General features: G+C 68.3%; 24 protein-coding genes. 14 read left to right on the top strand and 10 right to left on the bottom strand.

Annotated features, from left to right (window positions below):
• Positions 1-41 precede the first annotated feature (41 nt).
• Both OHA18_RS12265 and OHA18_RS12260 read left to right on the top strand, forming a co-directional pair.
• On the top strand, positions 42-374 hold the full coding sequence (locus tag OHA18_RS12265) for a DUF1330 domain-containing protein (protein ID WP_329004168.1): 333 nt from the start codon (positions 42-44) through the stop codon (positions 372-374).
• 78 nt (positions 375-452) lie between these two features.
• Positions 453-1,049 carry a DJ-1/PfpI family protein gene (locus tag OHA18_RS12260; protein ID WP_329004167.1) on the top strand — a complete coding sequence of 199 codons (597 nt, stop codon included), beginning with the start codon at positions 453-455 and terminating at the stop codon, positions 1,047-1,049.
• Here the strand turns inward: OHA18_RS12260 and OHA18_RS12255 are convergent.
• Positions 1,038-1,739, bottom strand: coding sequence for an SDR family oxidoreductase (locus tag OHA18_RS12255; RefSeq protein ID WP_329004166.1), 702 nt, complete (start codon positions 1,737-1,739; stop codon positions 1,038-1,040). The two genes, OHA18_RS12260 and OHA18_RS12255, sit on opposite strands and share 12 nt — an antisense overlap.
• A 90-nt stretch (positions 1,740-1,829) precedes the next feature.
• Between OHA18_RS12255 and OHA18_RS12250 the strand changes: the two genes are divergently transcribed.
• From OHA18_RS12250 to OHA18_RS12240, 3 genes are all read left to right on the top strand, one after another.
• Positions 1,830-2,414 carry a TetR/AcrR family transcriptional regulator gene (locus OHA18_RS12250; RefSeq protein ID WP_329004165.1) on the top strand — a complete coding sequence of 195 codons (585 nt, stop codon included), beginning with the start codon at positions 1,830-1,832 and terminating at the stop codon, positions 2,412-2,414.
• 16 nt (positions 2,415-2,430) lie between these two features.
• Complete coding sequence (locus tag OHA18_RS12245) at positions 2,431-2,826, top strand: PPOX class F420-dependent oxidoreductase (RefSeq protein WP_329004164.1); 396 nt, start codon at positions 2,431-2,433, stop codon at positions 2,824-2,826.
• A gap of 171 nt (positions 2,827-2,997) precedes the next feature.
• Positions 2,998-4,194, top strand: a complete 1,197-nt coding sequence (locus tag OHA18_RS12240) for an alginate lyase family protein (RefSeq protein ID WP_329004163.1) — start codon at positions 2,998-3,000, stop codon at positions 4,192-4,194.
• 51 nt (positions 4,195-4,245) lie between these two features.
• Here OHA18_RS12240 and OHA18_RS12235 read toward each other — a convergent pair whose 3' ends face one another.
• The gene (locus OHA18_RS12235; protein WP_329004162.1) at positions 4,246-5,052 is read right to left on the bottom strand and encodes a siderophore-interacting protein; all 807 of its coding nucleotides are present in this window, start codon (positions 5,050-5,052) and stop codon (positions 4,246-4,248) included.
• A 115-nt stretch (positions 5,053-5,167) separates the two neighbouring features.
• Between OHA18_RS12235 and OHA18_RS12230 the strand changes: the two genes are divergently transcribed.
• From OHA18_RS12230 to OHA18_RS12210, 5 genes are all read left to right on the top strand, one after another.
• On the top strand, positions 5,168-6,241 hold the full coding sequence (locus OHA18_RS12230; protein WP_329004161.1) for a FecCD family ABC transporter permease: 1,074 nt from the start codon (positions 5,168-5,170) through the stop codon (positions 6,239-6,241).
• Positions 6,238-7,275: a FecCD family ABC transporter permease gene (locus OHA18_RS12225; protein WP_329004160.1), complete on the top strand. Its 1,038-nt coding sequence runs from the start codon at positions 6,238-6,240 to the stop codon at positions 7,273-7,275. Before OHA18_RS12230 ends, OHA18_RS12225 begins: the two co-directional genes overlap by 4 nt.
• Positions 7,276-7,278: 3 nt before the next feature.
• Positions 7,279-8,181, top strand: a complete 903-nt coding sequence (locus OHA18_RS12220) for an ABC transporter ATP-binding protein (RefSeq protein ID WP_329004159.1) — start codon at positions 7,279-7,281, stop codon at positions 8,179-8,181.
• 66 nt (positions 8,182-8,247) lie between these two features.
• The gene (locus tag OHA18_RS12215; protein WP_329004158.1) at positions 8,248-9,399 is read left to right on the top strand and encodes a M48 family metalloprotease; all 1,152 of its coding nucleotides are present in this window, start codon (positions 8,248-8,250) and stop codon (positions 9,397-9,399) included.
• A complete protein-coding gene (locus tag OHA18_RS12210; protein ID WP_329004157.1) occupies positions 9,396-14,468 on the top strand; it encodes an AAA domain-containing protein in 5,073 nt (1,690 codons plus the stop codon). The genes OHA18_RS12215 and OHA18_RS12210 overlap by 4 nt, the downstream gene beginning before the upstream one ends.
• Here the strand turns inward: OHA18_RS12210 and OHA18_RS12205 are convergent.
• From OHA18_RS12205 to OHA18_RS12195, 3 genes are all read right to left on the bottom strand, one after another.
• Positions 14,425-15,069 (bottom strand): hypothetical protein, encoded by a 645-nt coding sequence (locus tag OHA18_RS12205; protein WP_329004156.1) that lies wholly within the window; start codon positions 15,067-15,069, stop codon positions 14,425-14,427. The genes OHA18_RS12210 and OHA18_RS12205 overlap by 44 nt on opposite strands.
• Positions 15,070-15,180: 111 nt before the next feature.
• The gene (locus OHA18_RS12200; RefSeq protein ID WP_329004155.1) at positions 15,181-15,552 is read right to left on the bottom strand and encodes an FKBP-type peptidyl-prolyl cis-trans isomerase; all 372 of its coding nucleotides are present in this window, start codon (positions 15,550-15,552) and stop codon (positions 15,181-15,183) included.
• A gap of 47 nt (positions 15,553-15,599) precedes the next feature.
• Positions 15,600-16,469, bottom strand: coding sequence for an alpha/beta fold hydrolase (locus tag OHA18_RS12195; RefSeq protein ID WP_329004154.1), 870 nt, complete (start codon positions 16,467-16,469; stop codon positions 15,600-15,602).
• A 92-nt stretch (positions 16,470-16,561) separates the two neighbouring features.
• Here OHA18_RS12195 and OHA18_RS12190 point away from each other — a divergent pair, with 92 nt between their 5' ends.
• Positions 16,562-17,269: a hypothetical protein gene (locus tag OHA18_RS12190; protein ID WP_329004153.1), complete on the top strand. Its 708-nt coding sequence runs from the start codon at positions 16,562-16,564 to the stop codon at positions 17,267-17,269.
• On the opposite strand, the gene OHA18_RS12185 is transcribed toward OHA18_RS12190, so the two are convergent.
• The 4 genes from OHA18_RS12185 to OHA18_RS12170 form a co-directional block, all read right to left on the bottom strand.
• Positions 17,263-18,774 (bottom strand): DUF222 domain-containing protein, encoded by a 1,512-nt coding sequence (locus tag OHA18_RS12185; protein ID WP_329004152.1) that lies wholly within the window; start codon positions 18,772-18,774, stop codon positions 17,263-17,265. The genes OHA18_RS12190 and OHA18_RS12185 overlap by 7 nt on opposite strands.
• 181 nt (positions 18,775-18,955) lie before the next feature.
• Positions 18,956-20,368 (bottom strand): ABC transporter substrate-binding protein, encoded by a 1,413-nt coding sequence (locus tag OHA18_RS12180; protein WP_329004151.1) that lies wholly within the window; start codon positions 20,366-20,368, stop codon positions 18,956-18,958.
• A 14-nt stretch (positions 20,369-20,382) separates the two neighbouring features.
• Positions 20,383-21,225 (bottom strand): carbohydrate ABC transporter permease, encoded by an 843-nt coding sequence (locus OHA18_RS12175; protein ID WP_329004150.1) that lies wholly within the window; start codon positions 21,223-21,225, stop codon positions 20,383-20,385.
• On the bottom strand, positions 21,222-22,139 hold the full coding sequence (locus OHA18_RS12170; protein ID WP_329004149.1) for a carbohydrate ABC transporter permease: 918 nt from the start codon (positions 22,137-22,139) through the stop codon (positions 21,222-21,224). The genes OHA18_RS12175 and OHA18_RS12170 overlap by 4 nt, the downstream gene beginning before the upstream one ends.
• A 76-nt stretch (positions 22,140-22,215) precedes the next feature.
• Here OHA18_RS12170 and purD point away from each other — a divergent pair, with 76 nt between their 5' ends.
• On the top strand, positions 22,216-23,493 hold the full coding sequence (gene purD / locus OHA18_RS12165; protein ID WP_329004148.1) for a phosphoribosylamine--glycine ligase: 1,278 nt from the start codon (positions 22,216-22,218) through the stop codon (positions 23,491-23,493).
• A gap of 1 nt (position 23,494) precedes the next feature.
• Here the strand turns inward: purD and OHA18_RS12160 are convergent, their stop codons facing one another.
• A complete protein-coding gene (locus OHA18_RS12160; RefSeq protein ID WP_329004147.1) occupies positions 23,495-24,007 on the bottom strand; it encodes a TIGR04222 domain-containing membrane protein in 513 nt (170 codons plus the stop codon).
• Positions 24,008-24,080: 73 nt separating this feature from the next.
• Here OHA18_RS12160 and OHA18_RS12155 point away from each other — a divergent pair, with 73 nt between their 5' ends.
• Complete coding sequence (locus tag OHA18_RS12155; protein ID WP_329004146.1) at positions 24,081-24,569, top strand: SigE family RNA polymerase sigma factor; 489 nt, start codon at positions 24,081-24,083, stop codon at positions 24,567-24,569.
• A complete protein-coding gene (locus OHA18_RS12150) occupies positions 24,562-25,179 on the top strand; it encodes a hypothetical protein (protein WP_329004145.1) in 618 nt (205 codons plus the stop codon). The genes OHA18_RS12155 and OHA18_RS12150 overlap by 8 nt, the downstream gene beginning before the upstream one ends.
• Positions 25,180-25,200 lie beyond the last annotated feature (21 nt).

Genomic DNA, 25,200 nt, shown 5'->3' with positions numbered 1-25,200 from the left:
AGGTAATCGTGCGAATTCACCGCGTGGCCGAAGCTGAAGCCATGACACAGAGAATGAAGGCCTACGCGATCGCTTACCTGCGCAACGTCCGGATGGGTGCCGACATCGTCGAGTACCTGGAGCGGATCGACGAGACACTGGCGCCGTACGACGGTCACTTCATCGTGCACGGCTCGCAACCCGAGCAGATCGAGGGCGAGTGGGAGGGGGCGCCGATCGTGATCGAGTTCCCGGACTACGACCATCTGCGGGACTGGTACGAGTCGCCGGACTACCGCGAGATCCTGCCGCTGCGGACCGAGAACTCCGACGGTGTAGTGATCTTCGTGGAGGGAGTCGACCACAAGCACAAGGCCACTGACGTCCTGGTCTGACGACGCTGGCCAGATCCTTGCGGACATCGGCGTCATGGCCACTGGCTGCCCCTGGAGCCGCCCCGGTTGGGTAGGGGTATGCGAATCGAGATCCTGGTGTTCGACGGTGTGGACGAGATGGACGTGATGGGGCCGTTCGAGGTCTGGAGTCACGCGGCGCGGCGGCCGGGGTTCGACCTGGCCCTGGTGGGGCTCGACGGTCCGGCCGAGGTGACCGGGCTGCACGGCTTGCAGTTCAAGGCGCCTGAGGGGCTGGGGCAGCCGGATGCGCTCTTCGTCCCGGGTGGTGGGTGGATGAACCGCGCCGAGAAGGGCTCGTGGGCCGAGGCGCGGCGTGGCGTGATGACGGCCCGGATCGCGGAGCTGGCGCCCTCGCTGCAGTGGATCGGCTCGGTGTGCACGGGCTCGATGCTGCTCGCCGAAGCCGGGCTGGTGAAGGGCCGCCCGGCCACCACGAACCGCGGCGCCTGGGCCGAGCTGGAGGCGTTCGGCGCCGACCTCAAGACCAACCGGGTCGTCGACGACAGCAACCTCATCACCGCCGGCGGCATCACCTGTGGAATCGACCTCGCCCTGCACGTCGTCGAACGCGAACTCGGTGCGGATGCCGCCGACGGGATCGCGGGTGCGATGGAATACACCCGCGATCGCGACGTCTACTTCTCAGCCAACTAGCTCGGGGTACACGGCGGTCAGGTCGCCCGAGATGGCTGCCTTGGCGCCGCGCGCGGTGTCGTCGGCCAGGACCTCGTATGCCCCGGACTCGATGCCGTCGAGGGCCTGCTTGGCGATGTCCTCGGGCCGCGACTTCGGGGCGGTGACTGCGGACACCATCTCGGTGTCGACGTACCCCATGTGCAGTCCGGTGACGCCGATGCCGCGGTTGAGCAGCTCGACGCGGATCGCGTTGGTCTGCAGCCAGAACGCGGCCTTGGTCGCGGAGTACGCGCCGTGCCGCGCGACCCACGAGAGCGCCGAGTGGGCGTTCAGGATGTGGCCGCCGCCGTTGCGTTCGATGATCGGGACGAACGCCTTGGTGAGCTGCAGGGGGCCGAAGAAGTTCGCGTCGAAGACGGCGCGGACGTCCTCGATCGGGGCGTCCAGGTAGGTGTCCGGCGAGCTGGCGCCGGCGTTGTTGATCAGGATCGTCACGTCCGGAGCGGCCGTGGCGAGGGCGTCGATCGAGGCCTGGTCGGTGATCTCCAAGGGCAGCGGGACGACGCGCGGATCGGTGCTCGGTCGAGGGGTGCGGGCGGTCGCGTAGATCTTCGCAGCGCCGCGGCTCAGCAGGTCGTCGACGATTGCCTTGCCGATACCGCGCTGCCCGCCCGTGACCAGGACGACGGCGCCTTCGAGTGTGGTCATCTGAAAACTCCCTAGGAGGAAACTGATCTGTTTCGGTCACAGTAAACCGATCGGTTTCCGATTTCAAATCCAGCCGGTACGCTTCATGGCATGACCACCTCGGCGACACCCCGCGAGCGGCTCCTGGACGCCGCGGGCGAACTCTTCTACCGCGACGGCGTCAACATCGGAGTGGACGCGCTCTGCAAGGCGGCCGGGGTCTCGAAGAAGTCCATGTACCAGCTGTTCCGGTCGAAGGACGAGTTGATCGCGGAGAGCCTGGCCAGCCGCGGCCCGGCGTACCAGGCGTTGCTGCACCCGGGCGCGGAGGACGACCGGTCGCCGCGGGAGCGGATCCTGACCGTGTTCGAGCGCCAGGACGAGTTGGTTGCCTCTGGCAATTACCTCGGCTGTCCCTACGTGAGCACGGCGGTGGAGCTGAAGAACCCGGAGCACCCGGGGTCGGTGGTGGCGCGGCACTTCAAGCAGCAGCTCACCGACTTCTTCCACCGCGAGCTGGTGAAGGCCGGCGCCGAGGACCCGTCCACGCTGGCCATCCAGCTGACGATGATCTTCGACGGGGCGAGCGCGCGGGCGGTCGTCCGCGCCCAGCCGCTCGGCGGCATCGGTGCGGTCACGGCCGCGACGTTGCTGGACGCTGCCGGCGTGCACGCGGGCGAGTTCGCCCTCCGCTGAGCTTATTCTCGGCACCGTGGAGATTCCCGCGGAGTTTCATGACCTGCTGTCGTCGACGGCGGTCGCGATGGTGGGCACGATCGGCAAGCGCGGCGAGCCGCAGGTGACGCCGCTGTGGTTCCTCTGGGATGGCGAGCGGGTGCGCATCAGCCTGGTCGACGGGCGGCAGAAGCTGCGGAACCTGCAGCGGAACCCGTTGATCTCGGTGGTCATCGTCGACCCGGCCCGGCCGACGTACTACGTCGAGCTGCGCGGCCGGATCGACGACCTGGTGCCGGACCCGGAGCTGACCCTGGAGCAGGCGGTCGCGCGGAAGTACACCGGCGACTGGAACGACGTCGAGCCGCCGGGCACGACGCGCTACGCGACGAGCGTCATCGTCGAGCGCATCACCAGCCAGCTCGGTCACTAGTTCTGGGACAAACTCTCATTTTGTTCCGCTGACCTGGGAAAACTCGGTCGCCTGTTCCGTTTCGGCTGGGGTGTTGACGCCATTACTTAACGTCGTCAACACTTTCGCAAAGACCCTGCGCTAGTGGGGGAAGCGCAAGTGTCCACCGCCCCCGAAGACAGGACACCGCCCATGAGAAAGAAACCCCTGGTCCTGGCCGCAGCCTGTGCTGCGCTGGTTGCCGGGACGCTCAGCAGTCCAGCGATCGCCTCCCCGAACGCTCCGGCGGCCGTCGACGCGCCGGCGACGTTCACCCATCCCGGTGTCGGAGTGAGCCGGGCCCAGCTCGACTTCGTCAAGGCCAAGGTGCAGGCCGGCGCGCAGCCCTGGACGAACGCGTTCAACCAGGCGAAGAACAGTACGTACGCCTCCCTGTCCCGGACGCCCACGCCGCGTGCGGTCGTGGAGTGCGGGCCGTACTCGAACCCGAACCTTGGCTGCACCAACGAGCGGGAGGACGCCATCGCGGCGTACACCGACGCCCTGCTCTGGTACCTGACCGGAAACACCGCGTACGCGCAGAAGTCGATCCAGCTGATGGATGCGTGGTCGGCGACCATTCAGGACCACACCAACAGCAACGCGCCGCTGCAGACCGCGTGGTCCGCGTCGTCGTGGCCGAAGGCCGCGGAGATCATCAAGTACCTGTACGGCAACTGGCCGAACTCGGGCCGGTTCGCGACCATGCTGCGCAACGTGTACGTCCCGGAGATGATCAACGGCTCCAACTCCAACGGGAACTGGGAGTTGAGCATGACCGAGGCCCTCCAGGGCATCGGCGTGTTCCTGGAGGACAAGACCATCTACGACAAGGCGATCTCGCTGTACCGGCTGCGTGTACCGGCGTACGTGTACCTCGAGTCCGACGGTGCGCTGCCGAAGACCGTGCCGAGCCAGAACCTCAACACCCGCGACAAGATCGTCAGCTACTGGCAGGGCCAGGGGACGTTCGTGACAGGCTTGACTCAGGAGACCTGCCGCGACTTCACTCACACCGGCTACGGCATCTCGTCGATCTCACATGTGCTGGAGACGGCCCGGATCCAGGGCGTCGACATGTACCCCGAATTCGGTGAACGGCTTCGCCAGGCGCTCGGCTTCCAGTCCCGCTGGGAGCGCAACCTCGAACCGGTGCCGTCCTGGCTCTGCGGCGGCACGGTGAACCGCGGTCTCGGCCCGATCACCGAGGTCGGCTACAACGCGCTGCACACCCGGCTCGGGATCGCGATGTCGAACACCCAGGCGCTCACCGAGTCCCGCCGCCCGGCGGGCTCCAACAACCTGTTCGTCGCTTGGGAGACCCTCACGCACGCCGAGAATCCCTCGTAGAACAAGGCTTCCGGGAGGGCTGGACCTCTGCCCTTCAGCTCTCCCGGATCCTCAGCAGTGCGCCTCGCCGCGCTTCCAGTACCCCTGGAAGGAGATGGCGGCCTTCGGCATCCCGACGACGTTGACCAGGTGCCGGCGTACCGACTTGATCATCGACGACTCGCCGGCGACCCAGGCGTAGTCCGGGTCGAACGGCAGCGCCGCCGACTTGAGTGCCTCCAGCAACGATCCGTCGGTGACCCAGGTGATGTCGGCGTTCCCGGGCAGCGGCCGTACGTCGGCAGCATCCGGTACGGCGACGAACACCGTGGCCTGTACTCCGGCCGGGAGCTCCTCGAGGATCCCCGCCACCGCCGGGAGCGCGGTCTCGTCCGCGACCAGGATCCGGCGCTCGCTGCTCGCCGGCGGAACGTAGTCGACACCGGAGTGCAGCAGACCCTTGATGCTCGTGGTGTCGACCGCGAACGGCAGGAGCAGGCCGACCTCGTCACCCAACTGCGCCTCGCTGACCCACGCCGACGCCGGCCCGTTGACCCCGTGCAGCACGAACTCGACATCCACCTCGGCCACCTCCGGCCGGAGGGCTCGCACGGTGTACGTCCGCATGATGAAACGTTCGTCGGCAGGCTGTGCGCACCATTCGGCGTACCACTCCGGGCCGGACAGCAGCTTGATCGCCGTACCGTTCGGTGGGGCGAGCAGGACCTTGATCCGCTGGTCGGGGCCGGCGGTGACCGCGTCCGCGATCCGCGGTGCGACGAACGTCACGCGGCGCAGGTGCGGGCTCAGGTCGTCGACGGCCGCCACGGTGGCCAGGAGCGAGTCGAACTCGATCGGTCGCTCGAGCACAGTCGTCATACTGTGGTTTCTCCATAAACTTCGCGGGGGAGACGCAGGGTGCGGACCCGAGGGCGGCCGGGTTATGGTGAGACATCTAGAGGTTAGCCTTACCTAAGAGGATCCCGAAAGTCCAATGCCCCCGCCTAGTGCTGTCGCTTCCGCCGACCCCGACCTGGCCTCCGCTCCGGCGCGGCCGCGGCGGCGTGCCCGCCGGACCACCCTTGTCCTCGGACTGATCGGTTGCGTCGTCCTGCTGGTGCTGGTGATGCTGCTCAGCATCGCGATCGGGTCGAAGCAGATCCCGCTGTCCACCGTCATCGATGCCCTGCGCCACTACAACGAGGCGAACACCGATCACGTGATCGTCCGGTCGCTGCGGGTGCCGCGGACCCTGATCGGCCTGATGGTCGGCGCTGCCCTCGGGCTGTCCGGAGCGTTGATGCAGGGCGTGACCCGCAACCCGCTGGCCGATCCCGGCATCCTCGGCGTGAACGGCGGCGCCGCGTTGTTCGTTGTCGGGGGCATCTACTGGTTCGGGTTGTCGACGTTGACGGCGTACGTCTGGCTCGCGTTCGCCGGCGCCGCCGCGGCGTCCGTCGCCGTCTATCTGCTCGGGTCGCTCGGACGGGACGGCGCGACGCCGCTGAAGCTCGCGCTCGCCGGCGCGGCGCTGACCGCGATGCTCGGGTCGTTGACGACGGCGCTGCTGATCGGCGACGTCGACACGTTCGACCAGTTCCGGTTCTGGTCGGTCGGGTCGTTCGCCGGCCGCGGTTCGGATGTTGCGGCCCAGGTGGCGCCGTTCATCCTGGTCGGGATCGTGCTGTCGCTGTTCTGCGGGCGGGTGCTGAACGCGTTGTCGCTGGGGGATGACGTGGCGAAGTCGCTCGGTCAGCGGGTCGGTCTGGCCCGGTTGTTCGTCGCGGTCGTCGTCGTACTGCTGTGTGGCGCGGCGACCGCGGCGGCCGGGCCGATCGGGTTCATCGGGTTGACCATCCCGCACATCGCGCGGCTGGTGACCGGCCCGGACTACCGATGGATCCTGCCGTACTCGATGCTGCTGGCACCGATCCTGCTGCTCGGCTCCGATGTGATCGGCCGGGTCGTCGCGCTGCCCGGTGAACTCCAGGTCGGCATCGTGACCGCGGTCCTCGGCGCGCCCTTCTTCATCATCCTCGTACGCCGCCGAAAGCTGGCGGACTTGTGACGGCCGAAGCGGTTCAAGTCATTGCGCGGGCTCGTGCTGCCCGGCAGAGCCGTTCGCTCGTCGTCATCGTCGTGTTGGCGGTCGTGGTGTTCGCGACCTTCTGTGTCTCATTGTCGCTGGGTGACTTCAAGATCCCGGTGATCGATGTGGTGAAGACGCTGTTCGGCGGCGGCGACCACGCGACAGAGTTCATCGTCAACACCCTTCGGTTGCCCAGGGCGCTCACCGGCCTGCTGGTCGGGACGGCGCTGGGCCTGTCGGGCGCGATCTTCCAGAGCATCGCCCGCAACCCGCTGGCGAGCCCGGACATCATCGGCGTGACGTACGGCGCCAGCGCGTTCGCGGTGTTCGCGATCGTGACGCTCGGACTGACCGGGGTCGCGGTGTCGGCGTTCGCGATCGTCGGCGCGGTGCTGACGGCGTTCATCATGTACGTGCTGGCCTGGCGGCATGGGGTATCGAGCTACCGGCTGATCCTGATCGGCATCGGGATCGGCGCGATCGCGACCAGCATCACGTCGTACCTGTTGACCAAGGCGCGGGTGGAGATCGCTCAGCAGGCGCTGATCTGGCTGACCGGGAGTCTGAACGGGCGGGACTGGTCGAACGTACGGTCGCTGGCGATCACGTTCGTCGTGCTGCTGCCGTTCATGGTGTTCCTCGCCCATCAGCTGCGGATCCTGCAGCTCGGCGACGAGACGGCGTACGGGCTGGGGCTGCGGGTGGAGGTGTCGCGGCTCGGGTTGATCGTGGTCGCCGTACTGCTGGCCGCGGTGGCGACCGCCGCGGCGGGACCGATCGGGTTCGTGGCGTTCGTCGCGCCGCCGATCGCTCGGCGGCTGACCCGGTCGCCGGGGCCGGCGATGATCGCGTCCGCGTTGCTCGGGGCGCTGGTGGTCGGGTTGTCGGATCTCGTGGCACAGCACGCGTTCGGGGAGACGCAGTTGCCGGTCGGGGTCGTGACAGGCGTGGTGGGCGCGCCGTACCTGATGTTCTTGCTTGCCCGGGCCAACCGTGTCGGAAGTGGTGGCTGACAGATGGAGAACCTTGTGGAACACAGCTTGGCTGCCGACGGTCTCGCGGTCGGGTACGACCAGCGGGAGATCATCCACGACCTGTCGGTGCGGATCCCGACCGGGAAGATCACGGTCATCGTCGGCGCCAACGCATGCGGCAAGTCGACGCTGCTGAAGACGCTGGCGCGGTTGCTGAAGCCGTCGCGCGGGACCGTTCTGCTGGACGGTAAGAGCATCCAGCAGATCCCGACGCGGGAGGTGGCGACCAAGCTCGGCCTGCTGCCGCAGTCGCCGACCGCGCCGGAGGGGATCACGGTCGCCGACCTGGTCGGCCGCGGGCGGTACCCGCGGACGCGCTGGATCCGGCAGTGGTCGAAGTCCGACGACGAGGCGGTCGCGGACGCGATGACGTCGACCGACGTACTGTCGATCGCGGACCGGCCGATCGACGAGCTGTCCGGTGGTCAGCGGCAGCGGGTCTGGATCGCGATGGCGCTGGCGCAGGAGACCGACATCCTGCTGCTGGACGAGCCGACGACCTTCCTCGACCTGACGCACCAGTTCGAGGTGCTCGATCTGCTCGTCGACCTGAACAAGTCCGACGACCGGACGATCGTGCTGGTGCTGCACGACCTCAACCAGGCCTGCCGGTTCGGCGACCACCTGATCGCGATGAAGGACGGCGCGATCGTTGCCGAGGGCAACCCGACCGAGGTGATCACCGAGGACGTGGTCCAGGACGTGTTCGGCCTGGCCGTCAAGGTCGTCCCGGACCCGGTCGCCGGTACGCCGATGGTCGTACCGATCGGCCGCCACACGACCCGCACCGACACTCGGGATACCGCCGCCAGGGCGAATCCCGCGGCCGCCGCCCTGGCCGCGAGCGCTGCCGCCAACGGAGTCTGTCGCCCCACCAACCACTGACCTTCGTGCACAGGCCGGCGAAAGGGCTCTCGGTTTTCGTCGGTCGGGGTGGTTATGGTTGCGGCCATGTTGTCCGTGCTCGGGTATCACCGGTCCGTCCTCGCGGTTGTGCGCCGCTCGGACGAGCACGCGTGGGCAGCGTTGCACGGTGGGCCCGAGGGTTCCCTCGACGACGTGCTGATGCGGAACGCGTACCGGTTGGAGCCGGACGCGCATCCGTCGGTGTTCCGGGCCGGGGAGCGGGCGGCCCGGGCCTTGGAGCTGGGGGAGGACGTCGAGTACTTCCAGGTGAGTGGCGAGCCGAACGCGGCGTACATCCACCAGGCCAAGCCGGTCATCCTGTTCCAGGGGCCGTTGCTCGATCGGCTGGACGAGGACGAGCTGACCGCGGTGATCGGGCATGAGCTCGCGCATCGGTTGTTGTGGCAGGCCGAGGACGGCGGGTACCTCGCCGTCGACAGGCTCCTCGACGCTGCGGCCGGCGACGCGCGGACGCCCTCGCAGTACCTCGAGACGCATCGGCGGTGGTCGCTCGCGACCGAGTTGTTCGCGGACCGGGGCGCGTTGACGGCTTGCGGCGAGCTGAGTACGACGATCCGTGCGCTGCTGAAGCTGGAGACGGGCCTGAGTACGGCGGACCCCGCGGCGTACCTGCGCCAGGCGGAGTCGCTCGATCTGCGCTCCGGGAGTCGGGGGACCACGCATCCCGAGGCCGTCGGCCGGGCCTGGGCGTTGAAGAACTGGGTCGACGGAGAGTACGTCGAGGAGCTGGTCACCGGGCCGCTCGATGTGGATGCTCCGGACCTGCTCGACGCTCAGCTGTTGCGTGAGCTGAGCCGCGACTTTGCCGCCGCGATCGCGCAGACCGAGGGCCTGCGCACCGATGCGGTCGCCACGGCGGCCGCCGGATTCGCGGATGCTCCGGGCGGGCCGGCGGGAACTGTGCGGTTCGACGAGCCGTTGACTGTGCGTCCGGTGGATGGTGCACCTCTACCGCGACCAAGGCCGCTGGCGGCGGCGACCAAGCGGTACCTGTGCTACCTGCTGCTCGATCTCGCGACCGCCGATCCGGATGCCGGCGACGCTGGGCTGATCGCGTCGCTGGCCCTCGCCCGGCGGTCAGGCCTGCCCGGGTACGTCGATGTCGCGGATGACGAGCTGGGCTGGAGCGACAAGCAGCGAGCCAGGTTTGTGCAGGCTTCGGAGGTGATCGGATGAGCGTGGAGGATCTCGTCGCGCTCGCCGTTTCTCAAGGCGGCCTGGGCAACGACGCGCTGCTCGCGTCCGTGCTGCCGTTGTTCCACGAGACGGCCGCTGTGCATGAGCGCGGCCTGGTCGCGCCGCTGCGAGGTCTGGATCGGATCGTCGTCGACGAGCAGAACCGGCTCGGGTTCGCGCCTGCGGATGCCGGCCGGCCGGCGCTGGCTGTGCGGGAGCTCGATGCGCGGCAGGGGTCACGGCCGACTGCTGTTGAGGTCGTGGCGCACCGGCAGTCCGACTTTGACCTGGGAGAGAGTGGCGGCCAGGAGAAGACCGTCGTCCCCGACCCGGTGCCGGACGCGATCACCGCGCCGACGCTCGTCGCCGGTTGGCAGAGCTGGGAGCACGTGGTCGGTCACCACGACCAGCTCACCGACATCTTCAGCCTCGGACAGTTGCTGCTCGGGCTCGGCTGCGGTCTGGACCTGTCCCGTACGGCGGACGTCGCCACCCTGATCAATGCCCGAGGCAACTTGTATCGGCTCGATCCCGATCTGCATCCGGTGATCGTGTCGGTCGCCGCCCAGATGGTCGAGCCGGACCGGCACCGGCGCGCGCAGGACCTGCACACGTTGATCGAGCAGCTGGAGAACTACCGCGATCAGCCGCTGGACTTCGACGTCGAGGCGATCGTTCGCGGCGCGGCGGACCGGCGTACGGCGGTTCTTGGCGCGCTCCGTGATCGGCTGTTCGACCTGTCCCGGCGCAATCGGCTGATCAACTTCCGGGTGACCGCGCAGACGCTGAACCTCACCGAGGTGTCCGTGCCGCTGATGCTCGACGTACGGACGATCCGCTCGGAACAGCTGTTCACGTGGCGGGACGAGCTAGCCTCCGAACTGCTGAAGAAGCCACAGCCGCTCGGGAAGTGGATCCGGTACGACGAGGCGCCGTACGCCGCGAACACGTTGGACAAACTGATCTCCACGGCTCGTCGCGATCGGGCCGACTACGGGCAGGACCAGCTGCGGTTGGTGCCGGCGTTCCTGCGCTGGCACGACTTGAAGAACGATCGGGATACCCGGATCGCGTCGCCGTTGGTGCTGGCGAAGGTGGAGCTGACTCGCAAGCGCGGTGTGCGGGACTCGTACACGCTGCGGATCACCGATCCGATCGCGGAGGTCAATCCGACGCTGCGGCACAGTCTTCGGGTCTTGTACGGGATCGCCCTGCCGGAGACTGTCGACCTGTCCGCGCCGGGTGCGCTGCAGGAGTTGCACGAGCGGTTGGCGAAGGAGATCCAGGCGACCGAGCCCGGGCTGCAGTTGCACCTGCGGGAGAAGCCGCGGATCGATCTGGTCCGGCAGCGGGCGATGACGCGGCTGCGGACGTACAACCGGCGGCGGCGTGGGAACGTGGCGACCGGGTTCGGCGGGAAGCAGTATCCGTACTCGTATCGGCGTACCGACTATCAGCCGCTGGGTGTGCAGATCTACCGGACGCAGCTCGCGGAGCAGACGCTGCCGTTGGGGATCACGCTCGGTGACTCGCCGCGGCGGCCAGGGGCGCTCGAGACGGATGTCTACTCGATAGACACCGAGGGCGGACCGTACTCGTGGGACGTCGACCTGTGCGCGGTCTCGCTGGCGAACTTCAACTACCGGACGCTGGGGCTGGTCCGCGACTACGACGAGCTGCTGACGAGCGGGGAGTCGGCGGCGTCGTTCGATCAGCTGTTCTCGGACCGGCCGCGACCGATCGGGAGTACGCCGCCGGAGCTGGCTCCGTCCGACCGGCATCTCGTCGTACCTGCTGATGGTTCGCAGGTGGCGGCGATCGCGCGGGCCCGGCGAGGCGAGAGCTTCGTGATCCAGGGGCCGCCCGGGACGGGGAAGTCGCAGACGATCACGAACCTGATCGCGGACTTCGTGGCGCGCGGGAAGCGGGTCCTGTTCGTCTGCCAGAAGCGGGCCGCGCTGGACGTCGTACACGCGCGGTTGGCGAGCCGGCGGCTGGACGGGTTGTGCGCGCTGATCCACGACTCACAGGGGGACAAGAAGGCGTTCGTCCATGGGTTGCGGGAGACGTACGAAGCCTGGCTGTCCGCTGAGGACGACTTGGACACCCTGACCATCCGCCGCGCCGACCTGGTCGCGCGCGTCGACCGCCTGCTGTCCACAGTCGCCACCTTCGAACACCAGTTGGCTGCTGGCGAACCTCGCCTCCGCGACGTCATCAACCGCCTGGCCGAACTCCACAACCACGCGTGGGATCCCGCTGCCCTCGCTGACCCGACCGCAGGCCCGCCGTCCAACCCGGCGGAGCTTCCTGGCGTGACGGAGTGGTGGGCGACGCGGGATGTCGTGCGCGAGATCGCGCGGGAGCTTGCGTCGGCTGATCCGTCGACCGGTGGGGTGCTCGCGCGGAGCTCGCTCGCCTTTCTCACCACCGAGCGTTGGGACGGGACCGACGGGACCGTCGCCGCCCGCGAACTCCGCAGAACGTGGGACCTGGTGGCTGCCGCCTTGGCGGTGCTGGATGTGCCGGGTGCCATCGCCGCTCCGGCGGAGCCATCCTCTGTCGTAGGCGGCGCGGACGTGAGGGAAGTCCGGGCGCTGGCTCGACTTGGGCGGGTGCTGGAGCCGTTGGTGGGGGTGGATCGCGTGGAGGCGATCGTGCCGCGGTCTGCGACAGCCCGCGAACTGGCAGCTGCCGGCGACGAGCGCAAGCAGTTCGTGGCGGCGGAGCGAGCTGCCTGGAAGGAGGCCGCCGGCTGGCGCGACCCGTTGGCGCCGGCCGACGCGCGCTCCGCGCTCAAGGTTGCCCAGAGCAAGGAAGGCGGCATCTTCTCCTTCCTCAGCGGCGACTGGCGCCGCGTGAAGAACCTCGTTCACACCCGCTTCGACGCGACAACCCGCGCCGTACAACCCTCCATTACTGACACCCTCACCGACCTGGTCGCCGCCCACTCCGCCTCGGCCGCCGTCGAGCGACACGCCGAGCAGACCCGCCGCGACTGGGCCGTCGACGATCCACGCGAGCTGATCGACCAACTCGCCGCCGCCCGCAAGACCGTCCCCGACTGGCGCCTCGTCCTCCGCGACGGCGCCCCCGCCGAGCTCTCCCGCCTCGCCGACGCGTTGGACGAGGCCGAGGAATCGACCCAGGACCTGCTCGCCGACCACTGGGACACCCTCACAGTCGACGGCCTTCGTAACCTGGCCGACCGCCTGATCGCCAACAGCGCCGTCGTACGCGCAGTCGGCCCGAAGCTGCGCGACCTAGCCACCGCCCCGCCATCCGTCCTCGCAGCGCTCCGGCAACTCGACGCCTCACCTGACCAGCTCGAGTATGCCGTCTGCGCCGCCGAATGGGAGCGCGCCCGCGCAGCCGGACCCCTTCAGCTCTCGTCCGCGCAAGTCGACGCGATCGTCGGCGAGCTGAGCATGCTGTACGACGACCTGACCGAGCTGAACGCGGAGGTCGTCACCGCCCAGGTCCGCCGCCGCTTCCTCGCCGAGGTTGCGCACTCCGAGCGGAGCGTGACCGGGATGTCGCCGGAGGACCGCGAGCGGAAGAAGAGCTTCGCGACCGGCCGGCGCGAGCTGGAACACGAGTTCGGCAAGGTCATGCGGTACCGGTCGATCCGCGATCTCGCCTCCGGTGCGCCGGGTGAAGTGGTTGCGGTCCTGCGACCGGTCTGGCTGATGAGCCCGTCGTCGGTCTCCGACACGTTGCCCTTGACAACTTCTTTCGATGTCGTGGTGTACGACGAGGCCAGTCAGATCCCGGTCGAGGAAGCGATCCCGGCGCTGCACCGTGCTCCGCAGGTGATCGTCGTCGGCGACCAGATGCAGTTGCCGCCGACGCAGTACTTCCGGGTTCGCACGGACTCCGACCTCGACGCGGAAGACGACGCGGCCGAACAGGTCGGGATCGCCCTCACCGAGGACAGCTTCCTCTCGATCAGCGCGCTGCGGCTGGCGTCGACGATGCTCACGTGGCACTACCGGAGCCGGTCGGAGGCGTTGATCTCGTTCAGCAACTCGGCGTTCTACCAGGGCAAGCTCGCGACGGTTCCGGATCGGCTGCCGCCGCACGCGGCGCCGCCGTGGACGGTGCGCTCGGACTCGCCGATGGTGTCCGAGGTCTGCGACAGCATGCTGGCGGGGAGCGTCACGGCGGTTCGGCTCGTCGACGGGGTGTACGTCCGCCGCACCAATCCGGCCGAGGCGCGATGGATCGCTGCCTTGGTGCGGGAGACCTTGGTCCGGCAGACCGGGAAGAGTCTGGGGATCGTTGCGTTCTCCGAAGCTCAGCAGGGCGAGATCGAGCGGGCCCTGGACGAGTTGGCCGAGGCGGATCCGGAGTTCGCTGCCTTGTACGAGGCGGAGCAGGTGCGGACGCACGGCGAACAGGACGCCGGCCTGTTCGTGAAGAACCTGGAGAACGTGCAGGGCGACGAGCGCGACATCATCCTGATGAGCGTCTGCTACGGCGCCGGTCCGGACGGCCGGATGCTGATGAACTTCGGCCCGATCAACACCTCCGGCGGCGAGAAGCGCCTGAACGTCATCTTCAGCCGCGCCCGCGAACACATGGTGATCGTCAGCAGCATCGAACCCGAGGCCATCACCAACACCTACAACGACGGCGCCAACACCCTCCGCCGCTTCCTCGCGTACGCCGCCGCTGTGTCCCGCGGCGACCACGCCGCCGCGAAGGCTGCCCTCACGCCGTACGCCGTCAAAGCCAAGCCATCAGCACGACCGAGCGCTGTGATCGAGCAGCTCGCCGCGGCCCTCGAGGCACACGGGGTGGAGGTCGACACCGCTGTCGGGGAGTCGGTCTTCCGCTGCGACCTGGCCCTCAAACTGCCTGACGATCCGGGCCACCGCATCGCGGTCCTCGTGGACACCCCCGACCGAGTTGCCGCCGACACCCTCCTGGAACGCCTCACGACCCACCCCAGCGCCCTGACCACCACCGGCTGGCGCGTCCACCACGTCCTGACGACCGACTGGACCCGCTCCCCGGAGGCTGTTACCTCGCAGCTGATCGACGCCCTCCACCGTCCAGCAGACTGATGCGGGCCTGGTAGACGATCAGCCCGGCGAGCAACGCGCCGAGCGTGCCGAGGGCGAGGTCGCCGAGCGTGTCGGTGTACGCCGTCTGTAGTTCGGGAGAGTTGCGGACGAAGGTGACGTACTCGCCCAGCTCCCAGACGACTGCAGCGGTGGCGCCGAAGCCGAGAGCTACGAAGGCGGTGAGGCCCCGGGACAGCCCGTGCGGCGCGAAGGCGAGCAGGACGCCGGCGGTGAGGAAGCCCCAGAGGACGAAATGCATCGCGTCGTCCCACCAGTCGACGGTGTCGAACAGGTTGAGCCGATTGCCGATCAGGTCGATCAGCCACGGCAGCGTCATCAACAGATCCGCATGCCACGGGAAGGTGCGGTGGAGTTTGCTGCGAGTCCGCCCGTACGCCCACCACCACAGCGGGAGCACCATCGCGCCGATCGGGTACACGACCAGGCGGGCGGTCGACGCCTTCCCCTTGATCCCGCTCAGGTCCGGCCAGATCAGGGCCGAGAGCAACAATGCGAAGAGCAGCACCTTCGCGGCCAGGGCGGCGTAGCGGAGCCAGTTCGGCCGGGTGCCGGGGACCGTGGTCACAGCCATCGTCGTCATGCCTCCCAGTGAATCGGGCCGCTGGGCGAGGCGGATGAGTACAACTACGCGAAGAACCCCCGCGATTCCGTCAGTGTGACGGAGTCGCGGGGGTTCCGGACAGCGCTCGGATCAGCTGACGCTGACGAGGTCCACGACGAAGATCAGGGTCTCGCCCGGCTTGATCGCGTTGCCGGCACCGCGGTCGCCGTACCCCAGGTGCGGCGGGATCACCAGCTTGCGGCGGCCACCGACCTTCATGCCCTGGACGCCGGAGTCCCAGCCCTGGATGACCTGGCCGACGCCGAGCTGGAACGCCAGCGGGGCGCCGCGGTTGTACGACGCGTCGAACTCCTCGCCGGTCGAGTGGGCCACGCCCACGTAGTGCACGTTGACCCGCGAACCGGCCTTGGCCTCGTCGCCGTCGCCAACGGTGATGTCGGTGATCTCGAGATCCGCAGGCGGCGGACCGTCCGGAAAGTCGATCTCTGGCTTGTCAGTCATGCCACCAGCTAAGCAGACACGCTGGTGGTTGTCGTCACCCGCCTCGCTCAGCCGCGACTTGTGAGAGCCTCTCGCAGGGTGGCGGCGAACTCCTCCGGCTTGCCTGGCTGGCCGTACTCGTTGCCGAGGAAGCCACCGTGGCCACTCGGGAACGTCACCGGATCCAGACCGAGCTGGGCGGCCGCGGCCCGGCCGCCACGGGCGGCCATCTGATTCGCCGACTCCTCGCCGACACCGATGACAATACGGTCCTTCGCCTTGGCGAGGGCATCGAAGTCCGGCAGGTACGACGTACAGCCGCGGAGGTTCTGGCCGAGGAGTGCGTCGTCGCGCGAGCCGTCGTCCTCGGTGGGCAGGCCGAACATGGCCGGGTCGGGCGCAGGCTGCTCGGTGTAGTCGGCCGGGACCTCGCCGTCATACCCCACGAAGGCGATGAACTTGGCCATGCCCGCGCCCATGCCGTCGCGCTGGTACGTCGCATACATATCGGCGACCACGGCCAGCGCGGACTCGCTGTCGGGGATGACCGCGGCGAGCGGCGGCTCGTGGGCGACCAGGGTGTTGATCAGGTCGGGGCGCTTCGCGGTGAGGGCCAGCGCGTTCACCGCGCCGCCGCTGCTGGCGAAGATGTCGACCGGGCCGGCGTCGAGGTGCTCGATGAGCGCGGCGAGGTCGGCGGCGTGGTCGTCGGGGGAGAGCTCGGTGATCTCACCGGTCCGGACGCTCCGCTCGACACCACGCGGGTCGTAGGTGACGACCGTGCGATCGGCGAAATGCGAGGCCAGGGTCGGGAATCCGCTGGCGCCCATCGGCGAGCCGATCATCAGCAGCACCGGGCGGTTCGCGAGGTCGCCGCGAACGTCGTACGTCAGCGTGGCTCCGGGCACGTCGAGCGTCTGGGTCACAGGCTCTGGCATTGCAGCTCCTCCGCGGTCGGTCTCGTGATCGAGAGCCTAGACCGCTCCGGCTGCACGGAACAGGAACTCAAGGTGCACTATTGTCGCACTCTGTGATCACAAGGCTCGCTGTGTTGACCTGCCTGGCCGCGGTCCTGACGTCAGCTGTTGCCGTGGCAGCTCCGGCCGAGAACTATGCGCAGTACTCGCTGATGTTCGAGAAGTCAGCAGGCCAGTACTTCGCCGGCGGGACGGCTGCCGGCCAGTGGGCCTGGACGCCGCTGAGTGCCACCGAGTCCGACATCTCCTGGGGCGACCCCAAGGCATGGCCGCCGAAATCCGCCGAGCACTTCATCCACGCCGGCGACTGGGTCCTCCTCGACGGCTACAACGACGGTGCCGGCCGCCCCCTCACGCAGATCCAGCGCGTCACCAGCGAAAAGCTGGGCGACGCCAACTGCAACAACCTCCAGCCCATCCCCTCCGACGGTGGCCGCCAGCATTACGTCAAATGGACCATCCCCACCACCGGCTACTGCCTGGACGCCACCGGCACCATCAAGCCCCCCAACGGCTCCACGACAGTCACCTTCCGCCACCTCCAGAAGTGGCTACCACCCCACCCCTGCAGCAACCCGTACTACACCGCCCAAACCTGCATCACCCAGTACGAACAATGGTGGGACGACAACGAACACCCCTACTCCCTCCAACTCTCCCGAACCGTGGAAATCGCCCGGGGCCTAGGCATGGCGTTCACCAACCGCACCACAGTCCCCCTCACCTGGAACGCCGACGCCCGCTACTACTGGCACTACTGAGCCGCGCGGTGTCTCGGCGACACTGGATGGGTGCCGGTGTGGTCGACGCGGTAGCGGAATCCGTGGGGGCTGATCCATTCGATCGCACCGGTGGGCAAGCGTCGGCTTCGCCAGCCGCCGAAGGTCTTGGCGCGGTGGTGGAGTCGGCCGAGCGGTATGAGGTTGTGGGTGGTGGTTTGTCCGGGTGGACCGGTGCGGTCGTACGGCGTGATGTGGTCCTGGTCCATCCGCGCGGTGGCCTCGGCGCCGCTGTACGGGAACATGTCGACCGGGTGTCGCAACCGGACCCGCTCGCGGATTCGGTCCGGGATCTCGTAGCAGTGAACGCTGACCTGGTCGTGAAGGTCGATCACGGGCTTGATGACGACTTGATCGTGGCCGAGTAACTCGCTCAGCTGGTTTGCCAGCAGCGGTCCGAGCTCCTCGACCCGCAGTACGCCGTCGCCGGTCGCGAGTGTCCGGTCGGTGAGGTGCACGAACAGGGTGTGCTGCCTGCGCCGGCCGCTACCTGCACCAAGGCCGTTGCTGTGGGCATGCTGCTTGATGGCGGCGAGCCGGGCGGGCAGCTCGCCCGCAAGCATCTGCCGCGTGAACGCGTCTACGTCCGGGCTGGCCGAGGTCGGAGCCGCGTCGACCGCAGCCTCGTCCTCGACCGGAGCCTCGTGCATGTCTGCGTGTTGCTCTGGCTGGTTGCGGCTTGGTGCGGCCGAGCCGTTGCGGGAAGCGTCGGCGGTGGTGGTACGGGCCAGGTGGCGGGCGACTTCGAGGAGTTGGTGTGCTGCGGCCGGGTCGGCTATCCAGCCGATGGCTTTGGCGCGGCGCTGATCCAGGGTGTCGGTGTCGCCCAACGTTTTCAGGGCGCGCGCCAGGTCGTCGATGGTTGCGTCGAACCGGATCACGTCACCTGCGGCGGCGCGGACCCAGAACCGCTTCGTTCCATGGGCATCCGCGGGCGCGACGAACACACCTCGCGCCCGTGCGGCTGCCTCGGACTGGGCTTTGGCGAGCTCGGGGTCGGCCTGCCAGACGGCCGCGGTGACGATGGTCTCCAGTCGGCCCGGCGTGACGGTGTCGACGATTCCGACGACGCGTCGGTCGACGATCGCGGCGGCTTCCGGTGACAGCGACAGACAGGCGCGGGCGATCTTGCGGGCGCGCCAGGCGACGGCGTGTCCGCCGAGCACTGCAGCCCAGATCCTGGGCAGACGGTGGCGCAGCGCCAGCGCCTCGCCGATCAGCGAAGCGGCCGCACCAGTCGAGATGCGCAGCACCGCGCCGAACTCGATCGGTGCGAACTCCGCCACGCCCGGGCAGCCGGCACCGCCGTACACCTGGAGGCGTTCGCATCCGGGGAGCGGGTCGCTGGACACGACGGCGTTGCGATCGGCGAAGGCCAACGCGGCCTCGAGGATGCGCACGGCGGCGCGCTCCTGGATCTGGGCGAACTCCGATGCCGCGGACAGCACGCCCGCGGTGTCGAACTCACTCAGATCGGCTTCGAACATGTGTTCTATTCTATGCCGCGATCGACTCGTGACCAAATCCATGGACGCCCAGACGCCTTATCCACAAGGGGAAAGTCACACCCGGGCCCATGCATGAACGGGTGTAGGTCAGCGCGGACCGGCCGAGGCAAACAACAGCCGCCCGAAGAGCAGGTCTTCGGGCGGCTGCGGTGCTAGCGGGCTACTTCTTGACTGTCTTGTTGTACTGGTCGATCTGGGGCTTGATGGAGTCGGCGGCGGCCTTCATTGCCTGGGTCGGGTCGGTGCCCAGGACGGCCTTTTCGATGCCGTCTTCGGAGGCTTTGCGGGCTTGGGGCATGACGCCGAGGATGCAGCCGGAGGAGGCGTTGGTGGGCTTGGTGTTGTGGAGTTGGGTGATCGCGGTGGTGAACTGCGGGTACTGCGCCACCCAGGCCTTGTCGTCGGGCTCGTCGAGAGCCTTGGAGTTGATCGGGAAGTAGCCGGTGCCCGTGTGCCACGCGGCCTGCTGTGCCGGCGAGGACGCGAACTTCACGAACTCCCAGGCGGCGCGCTTCTCGGCGTCGGAGTGACCCGGGCCGTCGATCCACAACGATGCGCCGCCGATGATCGGGCCGCCGGTGTCGGAGGCGGTCAGGTGCGGGTACGGCGCGGTCAGCACGGTGAACTTGCCCTTCGCCGCGTCCAGGTAGCCGCGGAGTACCCCGGTCGACTCCAGCGACATCGCCGACGTACCGGACTTGAACACGGCCTGCGCGTCGTCGGTCTTCTTGCCGGTGTTCGGCATCAGGCCCTGCTTGACCATCTGCTGGTACCAGGTGGCGACCTTGACGCCCTGCTCGTCGGCGAAGTTGACCTTGGTCGCGAGGTCCTTGCGGCCGTTCTCGTTGTCGCAGTACGCCGAACCGGACTGCGCGATCAACTGCTCCAGGAACCATCCGTAGATCGCCGCGTTGAAGCCGTACTGCACCGTCTTCCCACCCTGCTTGACGGTGAGCTTCTTGGCGTCGGCCATGATCTCGTCGAGCGTCGTCGGCGGCTTCGACGGGTCGAGGCCGGCCTTCACGAAGGCTTCCTTGTTGATGTACAGCAGCGGCATCGACGTGTTGAACGGCATCGAGTTGAGTTGTGAGTCGATCGAGTAGTAGTTCGCGATGTTCGGCTCGATCGAGTCCAGCGAGTAGCCGTCCTTGTCGGCGAACTTCTGCACCGGCACGGTCTGCTTGGAGTCGATCATGAACCGCGACCCGATGTCGTAGATCTGTACGACGGAAGGCGTGTTCCCCTGCTGGACCGACGTCTTGTACTTCGTGATGGTCTCGTCGTAGTCACCCTGGTACACGGCGGTGACCTCGATCTTGCCGCTGTGCGCGGCGTTGAACGCCTTCACCAGCTTGTCGACGGCGGTGCCGTTGGCGCCCTTCATGCCGTGCCAGAAGGTGACCTTGGTGACCCCGGTGGCCTTGTCGAGCGCGCTCGCGTCGGGCACGTCCTGCGCACCGCTGCCGGAGTTCTTGTCGGAGGAGGAGTTGCCACCGCAGCCGGCGGCGACCAGAGCCAGCACCGCCAGCAATGAAGTAGCGACCGCCGTACGTCGTTGGAGGACGGATCTCATCAGGACCAACCTTTCTAGCGAATTGCACCCGCGGTCAGCCCGCGGACGATGAAGCGCTGGCCGAAGACGACGATGGCCAGCGTGGGCAGGATGGACAGCGTGACGCCGGCCAGGATGAGTCCCGGGTCGGCGGCCTCCGCGTCGTTGAGCTGGCTGATCCCGATCTGAAAGGTACGGCGGGACGCCGAGTCGCCGATCAGCAACGGCCAGAAGAACTGGTTCCACGCGGACAGGAACACGTACAGCCCGACCGCAGTCAGGGCCGGCTTGTTCAGCGGCAGCAGGATCCGGCGCAGGAACCGCCAGTGCCCGGCGCCGTCGATCGTGGCCGCGTCCCGCAGTTCCAGCGGGAACTGCAGGAACGACTGCCGGAGCAGGAACACCCCGAACGCGTTGGCCAGGAACGGCAGCACCAGCGCGATCATCGTCCCGGCGTACGACGCGGTCAGCCGTTCGCCGCCGAGCGACCAGCTGGTGATGGTGAGGTAGTTCGGCAGCACGATCGACTCCCACGGCACCATCAGCGTGGCCAGGAACAGACCGAACAGCGCCGCCCGTCCCCACATCTTCATGAAGACGAACGCGTACGCCGCGAGCACGCTGGTGATCAGCTGCGACAGCGTGATGATCGACGTCTGCAGGATCGAGTTCAGGTACTGCTGCCCGATCGGCGTACCCGACGACGCGGTGCCCTTGTAGTTGCCGGTGAAGAGCCCGTGCGGGAAGAGATCCGGCGGGTACGACGAGATCTGCCCGGGCGACATGATCGATCCGGCGACGACGTAGTACACCGGGAAGATCACCGCGATCGCGGCCAGGATCAGAACGGCGTACGTGATGATGCGGCCTGGTCTCACTTGTAGTGCACCCGCCTCTCCAGGACGCCGAACTGGATCGCCGTGCAGATCAGCAGGATCACCAGCAGCACGATCGCCTGGGCCGACGCGGCGCCGAAGTCGCTGGCGTTGTTCGCGAAGGCGGTGTGGTAGATCGAGTAGACGAGCGTCTTCGTGGACTGCTCCGGCCCGCCCTCGGGAGTGAGGATCTTGATCTGACCGAAGCCCTGCAGGGACTGGATCGTGGAGATCACGATCAGGAAGAACAGTTGCGGCCCGAGCAGTGGGATCGTGATGTACCGCGATGCGCGGAACCCGCCGGCGCCGTCCAGCGTGGCGGCCTCGTTGATCTCGGTCGGGATCGCGCCGATGCCCGCGGACAGGACCAGCACGTTGTACCCGATGCTCATCCAGACCGTGGTGATCGCGACGCTGATCAACGCCCAGGACGGGTCGGTCAGCCAGCCGATCCGGTCGACGCCGAAGTGGCCGAGCAGACCGTTGGCCAGACCGATCGCCGGGTTGTAGATGGTGGCGAAGATGACCGACGCGCTGGCGACCGAGAACGCGAACGGCAGCGCGAACGCGGTCCGGAAGATCCGGATGCCCTTGATGTGCTGCTCGAGCAGCAGGACGACGATCAGCGCACCGAGCACGCCCGGGATCACGGTGAGCAGCACGAACATGAACGTGACGCCGAGGATGTGCCGGAAGTCGGACGATCCGAGCATGTCGCGGTAGTGCTGCAGCCCGACGTACGCGTCCGGACGGCCGAAGAGGTCAGAGCCGTGCAGGGACAGCGAGACCGACTTCCCGAGCGGCCAGACGATGAACAGCGCGAACACCACCAGGCACGGCAGGAGCAGCAGCCAGGACAGCAACGAGGCGGCGGTGGGGCGGCGGCTGGAGCGCGCCGGTGCTGTTGTTGTAGTCAATCGCTCACCTCCAGTAAATGCGCAGTCTTACACCGCCGAGGGCCGCCGGGGCCAGAGCACGCTAGGCTGATCGCCCGTGAAGGTCTTGGTGATCGGCTCCGGTGGCCGCGAACATGCACTGGCCTGGGCGCTGGCCCAGGACCCTGAGGTCGAGCAGGTCGTAGCGGCCCCGGGCAACCCTGGCATCGCCGTGTTGCGTCCGGCGTACGACGGGCAAACGATCGTTTGCCGTTCGGTGGACATCTCGGACCACGACGCGGTCGTCGCGCTGGCGCAGGAGCTGGAGGCGGATCTGGTCGTGGTCGGCCCGGAGGCGCCGCTGGTCGCCGGCCTGGCCGACCCGTTGCGGGACGCCGGGATCCCGGTGTTCGGTCCGTCCCGCGAAGCCGCGCAGATCGAGGGTTCGAAGGCGTTCGCGAAGGACGTGATGGCCGCGGCGAGCGTGCCGACCGGTCGCGCGTACGTGTGCACGACGCCCGAGGAGGCCGCGACCGCGATCGACGCGTTCGGGCCGCCGTACGTCGTGAAGGACGACGGGCTCGCCGCGGGTAAGGGAGTCGTCGTCACGTCGGACCGCGAGGCGGCGCTCGCGCACGCGGCCGAGTGCGAGCAGGTGCTGATCGAGGAGTTCCTGGACGGGCCCGAGGTCTCGCTGTTCGCGATCACCGACGGCACCACCGTGCTGCCGATGCAGCCGGCGCAGGACTTCAAGCGTCTCGCCGACAACGACGAAGGTCCCAACACCGGCGGCATGGGCGCGTACACACCGTTGCCGTGGGCACCGGACGACCTGGTCGACGAGATCACCGAGAAGGTCCTGCAGCCGACGATCGACGAGCTCCGCCACCGCGGTACGCCGTTCAGCGGCCTGCTGTACGCCGGTCTCGCGCTGACGTCCCGTGGTGTCCGGGTGATCGAGTTCAACTGCCGCTTCGGCGACCCGGAAACGCAGGCGCTGCTGCCGATGCTGAAGACCCCGCTCGGCGGTCTGCTGCTCGCCGCCGCCACCGGCAAGCTTGCCGACCAGGGCGACCTGAGCTGGCGCGACGCCGCCTCGGTCGCCGTGGTGGTCGCCGCGAAGAAGTACCCGGCCAGCCCGCGCAAGGGCGACCCGATCGCGGGCGTCGACCAGGCCGAGAGCGATCACGTCCGCGTCTTCCACGCAGGTACCGCGCTCGAGGACGAGGAGCTCGTGACGTCCGGGGGACGCGTGCTCGCGGTCAGCGCCGTCGGCAAGGACCTCGCCGAGGCCCGCCAGCGCGCGTACGCCGCGGTCGGTCAGATCCGGATCAAGGGCTCGCAGCACCGTACCGACATCGCCCTCAAGGCCGAGCGCGGCGAGATCACCGTCTGACCTACCCGGCGGTCCAGGTGCCGTTCGACGGGCCGATCGACCCGTCGAAAGTGTTGTCCCGCACCGGGGTGAGCGGGTCGATCTTCGGCACGCCTGGCAGCGGGTGCTCCAAGAGGTTGCGGAGCTGCTCGTCCTCGATTCCCGGTACGCCGAGCACCGCGACCCGTCGTACCCCGGTGCCGGGGTGCTCGGCGAGCCCGCGGTACGTCGGGCTGAACCACCGGAGGAACCGGAGCTGACCCTTGGCGCGGACGGCTCTGTCGAGGTCCGCGACCTCCGGGGTGGCCGCGACCTGTGCGAGGAAATCGCCGACGCCGAGCCCGGTCTCCGGAACCACGGCCAGGGCGGCGGCTTCGATCGGGTAGACCGACTCGGCGCGGGCCACCTTGACCCGCTGCCGCTTGTAGGCGATATCCAGCCGGCCGTCGGTGGCCAAGGCCACGAAGGTAACGACAGCGGCTCGCTCTGCGCCGCCGACCAGCCAGGCGACCTCGTACGGTGTCAGACTGTCCATGTACTCAGAGTGACCTTCGATAGGGTCAGTCGTCCGATGGAACCGGATCGATGGGTCGGGGGTGTAGGCAGGTATGGAGACGGAGGGGCTGCGGGAGTTCTACCGCGCACACCAGCCACGGCTGGTCGGGGTGATCTCGCTGCTGACCGGGTCACGGGCCGAGGCGGAAGACATCGTCCAAGAGGCGTTCGTCCGGCTGGTGCCCCGCTGGCAGAAGGTCTCGCGGTACGACTCTCCGGAGGCCTGGGTGCGCCTGGTCGCCGTGCGGCTGGCCGCGAACCGGCACCGCGACGGCAACCGGTTCACGCAACTGTTCCACCGGCTGCCGGCGGATCATGTCCCGGACCCCGCCGACAGGTACGCCGGTGACCTCGAGCAGGCTCTCGCCGGCCTGCCGATGCCGACCCGGCAGGTCGTCGTCCTCCATTACGTCTGTGACCTGAGCGTGGCTCAGGTGGCGGACACGCTCGGGATCGCGGAAGGCACGGTCAAGTCGCGCCTCTCCCGCGCCCGGGACTCCCTGTCCGATTCATTGCTGTTGAGGAGTGACGACCATGCCTGATCTGCAGGAAGATCTGCAGGCCCTGGCGGACCGCAAGGCCGCCGAGTCCGCCGGTGACTTCGACTCCGTCCTGACCGCGGCCCGTTCCCGCAAGCGCCGCCTGACCGCCGGTCTGACCGTGCTCGGTGCGGCTGTCGTGGTCGGCGCCGTCGCGGTCGTCCCCACGCTGCGGCCGGCGAGCAACAACGTGCCCGTGGCCGACAGCCCGGTCCCGACGAACGCGGTCGCACCGCCCGAGGTATCGGTCCAGCCGAACCCGGCGCCGGTCGAGAAGGCCGGTCCGCTGACGCTCACCTCGGCGAAGGCGCTGGTCGCCGGTGGCCAGGTCGTCGCGTCGTTCCCGGACAAGGCTGTCCGCAACGTGACCTTCACGCTCGCGTCGGCGGCCAAGCCGGACGTGGCGCTCTACACCCTGGTCGCCAAGGTGCCGGGCGACGCCACCACGCCGTACTCGATGAAGGTGAACCCGGGTGAGGTCGGGATCGCGATCCCGCAGTACACCAGCGCCGGGCCGTACACGCTGGCCATGCCGAAGGGCCTCGCCGCCGGTTCCTACCAGCTGTGCACCCTGTCCGGCGCCAAGCTCTGTGGTCTGGTGACGGTCGGGTAGTAGCCGTCTGGGAGAATGGGG

Source organism: Kribbella sp. NBC_00709 (assembly GCF_036226565.1).
Lineage (GTDB): Bacteria > Actinomycetota > Actinomycetes > Propionibacteriales > Kribbellaceae > Kribbella.
The sequence above is the reverse complement of the archived record's forward strand: the minus strand, read 5'-3'. Positions and strand labels throughout refer to the sequence as shown.

Excerpts from the sequence above, each read along its gene's own strand:
- OHA18_RS12265 (WP_329004168.1), top strand. The coding sequence starts at position 42 with ATGACACAGAGAATGAAGGCCTACGCGATCGCTTACCTGCGCAACGTC.
- OHA18_RS12260 (WP_329004167.1), top strand. The coding sequence starts at position 453 with ATGCGAATCGAGATCCTGGTGTTCGACGGTGTGGACGAGATGGACGTG.
- OHA18_RS12255 (WP_329004166.1), bottom strand. The coding sequence starts at position 1,739 with ATGACCACACTCGAAGGCGCCGTCGTCCTGGTCACGGGCGGGCAGCGC.
- OHA18_RS12250 (WP_329004165.1), top strand. The coding sequence starts at position 1,830 with ATGACCACCTCGGCGACACCCCGCGAGCGGCTCCTGGACGCCGCGGGC.
- OHA18_RS12240 (WP_329004163.1), top strand. The coding sequence starts at position 2,998 with ATGAGAAAGAAACCCCTGGTCCTGGCCGCAGCCTGTGCTGCGCTGGTT.
- OHA18_RS12235 (WP_329004162.1), bottom strand. The coding sequence starts at position 5,052 with ATGACGACTGTGCTCGAGCGACCGATCGAGTTCGACTCGCTCCTGGCC.
- OHA18_RS12230 (WP_329004161.1), top strand. The coding sequence starts at position 5,168 with ATGCCCCCGCCTAGTGCTGTCGCTTCCGCCGACCCCGACCTGGCCTCC.
- OHA18_RS12220 (WP_329004159.1), top strand. The coding sequence starts at position 7,279 with ATGGAGAACCTTGTGGAACACAGCTTGGCTGCCGACGGTCTCGCGGTC.
- OHA18_RS12215 (WP_329004158.1), top strand. The coding sequence starts at position 8,248 with ATGTTGTCCGTGCTCGGGTATCACCGGTCCGTCCTCGCGGTTGTGCGC.
- OHA18_RS12210 (WP_329004157.1), top strand. The coding sequence starts at position 9,396 with ATGAGCGTGGAGGATCTCGTCGCGCTCGCCGTTTCTCAAGGCGGCCTG.
- OHA18_RS12205 (WP_329004156.1), bottom strand. The coding sequence starts at position 15,069 with ATGACGACGATGGCTGTGACCACGGTCCCCGGCACCCGGCCGAACTGG.
- OHA18_RS12200 (WP_329004155.1), bottom strand. The coding sequence starts at position 15,552 with ATGACTGACAAGCCAGAGATCGACTTTCCGGACGGTCCGCCGCCTGCG.
- OHA18_RS12195 (WP_329004154.1), bottom strand. The coding sequence starts at position 16,469 with ATGCCAGAGCCTGTGACCCAGACGCTCGACGTGCCCGGAGCCACGCTG.
- OHA18_RS12185 (WP_329004152.1), bottom strand. The coding sequence starts at position 18,774 with ATGTTCGAAGCCGATCTGAGTGAGTTCGACACCGCGGGCGTGCTGTCC.
- OHA18_RS12180 (WP_329004151.1), bottom strand. The coding sequence starts at position 20,368 with ATGAGATCCGTCCTCCAACGACGTACGGCGGTCGCTACTTCATTGCTG.
- OHA18_RS12160 (WP_329004147.1), bottom strand. The coding sequence starts at position 24,007 with ATGGACAGTCTGACACCGTACGAGGTCGCCTGGCTGGTCGGCGGCGCA.
- OHA18_RS12155 (WP_329004146.1), top strand. The coding sequence starts at position 24,081 with ATGGAGACGGAGGGGCTGCGGGAGTTCTACCGCGCACACCAGCCACGG.
- OHA18_RS12150 (WP_329004145.1), top strand. The coding sequence starts at position 24,562 with ATGCCTGATCTGCAGGAAGATCTGCAGGCCCTGGCGGACCGCAAGGCC.